We start from the raw sequence: 6,205 nt of genomic DNA on the forward strand, positions 1-6,205 counted from the left end.
CACTAACAACAATAGGGCTGCCTGATCTTACGGTGGAGAACTCATTGGAAACTATCTTAGAGAAAGGCCTGCCCAACATTCTAATTTTTTGCGGAGACGACGTTTGGTACGAATCGCATTTAGTTAATATTTCTGCTCGTTCCGAATTAGCCTCGATACCAAAAGTAGCGGTAGGCCAAATGTCGTTGTTAGCTAAGCTACAACAAGAGAAAGTGTTGGCTGCGGTTTTACACTCTCAGGCTGATCTGGCGACTTTTTTCAATGTAATTAAGCAAGTGCTACTATGAAGCCTGATTTCCAGAAATATACAGCGGAACCTATTCAGCTTTCCCCCCAAATGGCTGGTGAAGCATCTTCAAGTACCTCCGTATACAATCAGTCAGATGTAGAAAATCTCAATCACTTGGGTTTTGTGGCGGGAATCCCCCCCTATTTGCGAGGGCCTTACGCTTCTATGTACGTCACTAAGCCCTGGACTATCCGTCAGTACGCGGGTTTCTCTACGGCAACTGAATCTAACGCATTCTATCGCGAGAACTTGGCCGCCGGACAACGGGGATTATCAGTAGCTTTTGATCTACCTACCCACCGAGGCTACGATTCAGATCATCCTCGAGTAGTAGGCGACGTAGGAAAAGCAGGAGTAGCTATTGACACCGTGGAAGACATGAAAATTCTGTTTGATCAGATACCGCTCGATCAGATGTCGGTCTCCATGACCATGAACGGGGCGGTAATTCCGATAATGGCTTTTTACATTGTGGCCGCGGAAGAACAGGGCGTAAAGCCTGCTCAGCTAAAAGGGACTATTCAGAACGATATTCTCAAGGAGTTTATGGTTCGAAACACCTACATCTACCCGCCGGAGCCTTCGCTGAAGATTATTGCAGATATTTTCGCGTACACTGCGCAGCATATGCCTAAGTTCAACTCGATCAGCATTAGCGGCTATCATATGCACGAAGCGGGGGCACCGGCCGATTTAGAGTTGGCGTATACGTTGGCCGATGGTTTAGAGTACGTGCAAACAGGGCTGAAGGCAGGTTTAGCAATAGATGACTTTGCCCCTCGATTGTCGTTCTTCTGGGGCATTGGTATGAACTTCTTTACCGAGATTGCCAAACTACGAGCCGGTCGCTTACTTTGGGCTGAATTGATTAAACCGTTCAATCCGCAGAATGCCAAGTCGATGGCCTTGCGAACTCACTGCCAAACCTCCGGATATAGCCTTACCGAGCAAGATCCGTTTAATAACGTAGCCCGAACTTGCTTGGAAGCATTAGCCGCAGTTTTCGGTGGAACTCAATCATTGCATACTAACTCCTTAGATGAGGCTATTGCATTGCCTACCGAGTTCTCTGCCCGAATTGCCCGAAATACGCAGCTCTTTTTACAAGAAGAGCTTACTATTACCTCGGTGATTGATCCTTGGGGTGGGTCTTACTATGTGGAGTCACTCACCGGAAAATTAGTAGAGCAAGCCTTAAGTCATTTAGAAGAGATTAAAAGCTTGGGTGGTATGGCGAAGGCTATTGAGCAGGGCATTCCTAAACTTAGAATAGAAGAAGCGGCTGCCAGAAAACAAGCTCGGATTGATGCTGGCGAAGAAGTAATTGTTGGAGTTAACCGGTTTAAAGTATCTAGTAATAGCAATGCTGGGTTCGAAGTTCGGGAAGTAGATAACCAGCAGGTGCGTTTAGAGCAGTTAGAACGGCTAAAAGCAACCAAAGATAACCGAGATAGCGGAAAGGTTAATTCTGCTCTTACAGTCCTGGAGAAAGCGGCTGAGACCGGAGATGGTAATTTGTTGGAGCTTGCGGTAGTTGCTGCTCGGGAAAGGGCTACCTTGGGTGAGATATCTACGGCGTTGGAAAACACTTTTGGGCGGTTTCAAGCAACTTCCCAAACCGTGCAGGGAGTTTACGCGAAAGAAATTGCTATGAACGAAGATTTTATGAAGGCTCGTCAGCTTTCCGATCAGTTTGCCAAGATAGAAGGGCGACGCCCGAGAATATTGGTAGCTAAAATGGGGCAGGATGGGCACGATCGAGGGGCTAAAGTGATTGCTACTAGTTTCGCTGATTTGGGTTTCGATGTCGATATCGGCCCACTCTTTCAAACCCCAGAAGAAGTGGCCCGACAGGCGGCGGAAAATGATGTTCATGTCATTGGCATTTCCAGTTTGGCCGGAGCGCACAAAGCCTTAATTCCTGACCTACTGGAAGAGCTTAGAAAGATTGACCGCGACGATATTGGTATTATCGTTGGCGGAGTAATTCCACCCAAAGATTACGACCTTTTGTATCAGCTGGGCGTATTGGGTGTATTTGGGCCCGGCACAGTGATTGCCCGAGCAGCTCAAGATATTCTTAATAAACTGAGCAGCCCCGGCTAGTTTAGGTTAGTAACCGATCACTGTTACTTGACAAATAAAGTCTTGGTACTTACCGCCTACTTTCACTTTCTAGACGGTAACTTTATAACAAAATCTTCCCCTTTAGCGGGAAAATCTATATCCAGAATCCAAGCTATAGTATTATTGCCTAACCCACTCTTAGTAATATATTGTTCTTGGGTGATGCTCTGGTTACGTTGAGGAAAGAATTGTGGGCTAAACTCTAATGGAAAAAAATACCAAAATATATTCGGGTAAAATTTGTAGTTAAACTTGAACTAATCAATATCAACTACCACAGAGTCAGCGCTATAACCGGCAAAGATACCAAAGCCATTTTCAATGTTGTTATATACTGGGACTACCTCGGCAAATGGATCGCCCTCGTTATATTCCTGTAATTGTAGGGTGCGAAGATACTGATATTGATCGTTGGAAAGTGTACGTAGTACAATAATAAGACGAGTAATATTGCCACCAAAAGAACCTTCACTGGTAAAATTTAGAGTATACTCATTACCAGAAAAGATTTCATCAGTAAACAGCAGGGAAGAACCAAAGAAGGCACCATCACCAAAGTCAAACTCAGTACTGCTTACTACCGGATCGTCTGAAGTTAGATAGGCTTCTCCTCGATACGTAATCACATCATAACCAGTGGGTTCGTCGGAATTGTCATCAAAGACTGGAAAAGAATCTACTACCACAGTGTAGGCTTGTACTTCGTAAAAATTATCTTGATTAACTGGGTCAGATAGGCTCAATTGCACACGATAATCTGTTGAATAAATAGGCTGACAATCATCGTTAAAGCAAGAAGTGCCTGTCTCGCGACGGACACTATCAGCAGTCAATGCTTTTATAACAACGATTGGAAGTACTTCAGTATTAGCCTCTACTGGTTCAAGCCCACTAGCACTCGCTTGAATTATATATTCACTTCCAGCCTGAGGGCGAAAGGATGAAGTATACCAACCTTCACCTTCAGTAGTTAGTTGCGTGACTTCTAGTCCATTTTCAAAAAGGGTGACTATGGCGTCATCAACTAAGGTGAATGCCTGGGAGCGATCGAGCACAAAACGACTCTTGCTAATCCGTACCGCCACGGCACTATCAGGGTTAATGAAACCATTAACAACTAAACGGGTAGGCTCAACAGGAAGATCAATATCTACTACCGTCTCACAAGATAAAAGTGTAATTGCTGATAGTAATAACGAGAAAATACGCTGAATATGCATAGTGGTAAAATTAAAATTCAAAACGGTAACTTACTGAGGGAATGATGGGGAAGAGGCTAAACTGCCGGAAGCGGCTGTTGTCTCCAAAACCAGTGTAGTAGATAAAGAACGGGTTTTGTCGGCTGTAGGCGTTATATACGGCAAACACCCAAGCACGTTGTCCCCAGCGAGTGTCTTTACGAAACGTTACACTGGCATCTAAGCGGTGATACGCGGCCATCCGGTAGCTATTCCGTTCCCCGTAATAGTACACTTCACCAGGATTAAACTGATTAGGTTCAGGTTGAAAAAATCCGAATGAACGGATACTTTCTTCTGCTGCGTACAACGAGCGAGGAATAGAAATAGCATTGCCGGTACCATATACCCAGGTGAACGAAAACTCCCGGTTCTTCTTCCACTGGTGTACCAACGCAATGCTAGCATCGTGCCGACGGTCATACTTGTAAGGAAAGGTGCGGCCGAAGTTTAAATTATCGAACTGCCGGTTCGTCCAGGATAGGGTGTAGCCCAGCCAACCGGTAGTTTTACCCACTTTCTTCTGAAGCAGCATCTCGGTGCCGTAGCTCCAGCCGTCACCGATTTCTACCAAGGTTTGCCAGTCTTGACCAGGAGCGGCAAAGGATGCTCCCTCCTTGTACTCAATCACATTATCCATTGTCTTGTAGTAGGCCTCCAGACTAATTTCGTACTTATAACTCAGTGAGCGAGCGGCTCCTATCGCTACCTGATGCGACTGCTGCGGGGGAACTAGTTCGGTAGCCGGAACCCACAAATCGGTAGGAAGACCGACGCCGGAGTTGGTCAGCAAATGTATAAACTGAGTCATGCGAGCGTAGGAGGCCTTTAAAGAGAGTTTATCAGATAGTAGGTACCGAGCCGCTACCCTGGGTTGAAGAGAATGGTAAAATGTTTCCCCCACATCAAAAGCTGAAATGTGCAAACCCAAGTTTACTTTTATCCGTTGGCTGATCTGCCAATCGTCTTCTACGTAAGCCGCGAATTCATTAGCCCGGAAGGTGGTTGAGTTAAGAACGGTATCTAACGGAAAATTGGCATCATCGTCAAACACACTGAACGCACCCGGGTTGAAGCGGTGGCGAATCGCATTGACCCCGTAGCGGATGTAGTGATTGGGCGAGGGAATAAAATCAAAGTCAAGTTTAGCCGCAAAGTCACGAATGCCGGATAGGTACTGTACATCCCCTACGTTGGTGACCTTTTCTTCGTCCTGAACGTACTCGAAGGTAAATCCGCTCTCAATATTGAAGCGGTAGCGACTGTAAGTTAGGGTGAGGTTACTAAATAACTTGTTATTGAACACGTGGTTCCAACGTAGAGCGGAAGTAACGTTTCCCCAGTTGAGTCCGGCCCGAAAACTATCTTCTAGCTCAATTCCCTGTTCAATATATTCATCCTTCGACTCGGCGTAGAAACGATCGTCGCCCAGATAAGCACTCAGATACAGCCGGTCTTGGTCAGAAAAACGGTGATTGATCTTCGCGTTTAAATCGTAAAAATAATATCCACCCGTACCCGCTCCTTCCGATGCCGCCCTAATGATCGGTCGGGTAAGTAGATCAATGTAGGTCCGTCGGCCCGAGACAATAAACGAAGTCTTGTCTTTCCAGATAGGACCCTCTAACGTAAGCTTAGAAGCTACCAGTCCGATTGAGCCCTCGCTGTGAAACTCTTTCATATTCCCCTCCTTCATGCTGATATCAATCACTGAGGAAAGCCGACCGCCGTAGCGGGCGGGAAAGCCCCCTTTAATCAATTGCACGTTATTGATCGCGTCGGCATTGAACACGGAGAAGAAACCAAATAGGTGAGAAGCATTGTATACCGGCACCCCGTCGAGCAGGATTAAATTTTGATCGGGCCCGCCGCCGCGCACGTAAATACCACTGGTTCCTTCGTTTCCCGACTGAACTCCCGGCAGCAGTTGCAGGGTTTTGAGTACGTCTACTTCCCCCAAGAAGGCGGGCATAGATTTAATCTGTTCAATTGGTATCGAGATCGTACTCATCTGGGTTACCTCCTGAATTTTTTCGGCTTCCGTTGCGGTAATGACTACTTCATCCAACAAGGCACTTTCCGTTAACCCGATGTTGATAGTAGTATCTTGATCTAGAACTAAAGAAATTACTTGCGGCTGATACCCTACGTAGGAATAAATGATATTGACCGTATCGCTAGCGGGAAGGGTAAGACTGTAGAAGCCGTAGGTATTGCTACTGGTTCCCTGTAAAGTGCTTTCCTCAAAGGCATTAGCTCCGATAAGGCTTTCGCCACTGGTCGCGTCCTTAATATAGCCACTGATGGTATATCGGTCGGCAGATTCAATTTTATCTACCAGTTGCTCAGTAGTGGGGGTGAGCGTACTTACCGAGATTTTAGCATTCAGTGAACTTTGGGCGTAGGCATTTAATCCTAAGAGAACTAAGAGGTAGGTAGCCAGTCGGGCGTACTTCATTCGGGAGAAGATTATCAGCTTTAGGTAATGAGTCGTGCCGGAATGTAAAGGTTGTAAAAGAAAACAAATTTTTTTACAGTTCCAGTGCTATAT

Annotated in this window: 4 protein-coding genes; 2 read left to right on the forward strand and 2 right to left on the reverse strand. The window is 45.9% G+C overall.

All coding sequences use genetic code 11. The annotated features are described in order from the left end of the window. The coding region (locus WBA23_RS14180; protein ID WP_424582933.1) for a hypothetical protein at positions 1-287 on the forward strand (287 nt) is incomplete at its 5' end. Then, on the forward strand, positions 284-2,395 hold the full coding sequence (gene scpA, locus WBA23_RS14185) for a methylmalonyl-CoA mutase (RefSeq protein ID WP_424582934.1): 2,112 nt from the start codon (positions 284-286) through the stop codon (positions 2,393-2,395). The genes WBA23_RS14180 and scpA, both read left to right, overlap by 4 nt. A 278-nt stretch (positions 2,396-2,673) precedes the next feature. On the opposite strand, the gene WBA23_RS14190 is transcribed toward scpA, so the two are convergent. Together WBA23_RS14190 and WBA23_RS14195 are read right to left on the reverse strand one after the other, a co-directional pair. Then, complete coding sequence (locus WBA23_RS14190) at positions 2,674-3,636, reverse strand: DUF4249 domain-containing protein (RefSeq protein WP_424582935.1); 963 nt, start codon at positions 3,634-3,636, stop codon at positions 2,674-2,676. Between the two features lie 10 nt (positions 3,637-3,646). Further along, the gene (locus WBA23_RS14195) at positions 3,647-6,112 is read right to left on the reverse strand and encodes a TonB-dependent receptor (protein WP_424582936.1); all 2,466 of its coding nucleotides are present in this window, start codon (positions 6,110-6,112) and stop codon (positions 3,647-3,649) included. Positions 6,113-6,205: the final 93 nt, after the last annotated feature.

It is taken from the genome of Tunicatimonas sp., from assembly GCF_049647865.1.
Lineage (GTDB): Bacteria > Bacteroidota > Bacteroidia > Cytophagales > Cyclobacteriaceae > Tunicatimonas.